1 protein-coding gene is annotated in these 942 nt (G+C 48.0%); it reads left to right on the top strand.

The features are described from left to right. Window positions 1-942: ABC transporter permease (locus ACS8FD_RS17610; protein ID WP_439276802.1), on the top strand; the 942-nt coding region annotated here is incomplete at both ends.

The raw sequence follows: 942 nt of genomic DNA, 5'->3' as shown, positions 1-942 counted from the left end.
AACCGCTTTCGCCATAATCGTCTTGGGGTCATATCGCTGTTTATTTTTGCGCTGATATTTGTCATTTGTATGGCAGCCAATGTGATTGCCAATGACAAGCCCCTGTTGGTGCAATATCAAGGCGATTACTACTTCCCCGTACTAAAAGCCTATCCTGAGACGACTTTTGGCGGTGTATTTGAGACCGAAACCAATTACAAAGACCCGGCGGTGCAAACGCTGATTAACAGTCAGGGTTATTACGTGATGCCGCCCATTCCCTTTGCCGACCAGACGCCAAACGTTGAACTGGGCATTCCATATCCGGCCGCACCCAATAGCCAGAACTGGCTTGGTACTGATGATATGGGTCGTGATGTGCTAGCGCGGATACTTTATGGCATGCGAGTGTCGCTGTTGTTTGGTCTGGCTCTGACGCTGGCGGGTGCGTTAATTGGCATTATCGTCGGTGCGATACAAGGCTATTATGGTGGCTGGGTAGATCTGGCAGGGCAGCGCTTTATGGAGGTGTGGGGCGGTATGCCTCAGCTGTTTATGATTATTATTTTGGTCAGCTTATTTAGCCCCAGTATCTTGATGCTGTTTGCAATGATGCTGCTGTTTGGTTGGATGGGGCTGGTCGGTTTGGTGCGTGCAGAGTTTTTACGCGCGCGTAATTTTGATTATGTCCGTGCTGCTCGTAATCTTGGCGTGTCAGACCGTCACATTATGATGAGACACATCTTACCCAATGCGTTAGCCTCAAGCTTATCGCAGCTGCCATTTATATTAACGGCTAATATTATTGCTTTAACAGCGCTAGATTTTTTAGGGTACGGTTTACCGCCTGGTTCACCGTCACTTGGTGAGCTGATGGTACAAGGCAAAAACAACCTCAATGCGCCTTGGCTGGCCTTATCTGGGTTTTTTAGTCTGACTTTTATCTTGTCATTGCTCATCTTC

The sequence above is a fragment of the Psychrobacter sp. 1U2 genome (genome assembly GCF_051847575.1).
This window is presented reverse-complemented; position numbering and strand designations above follow the sequence as displayed.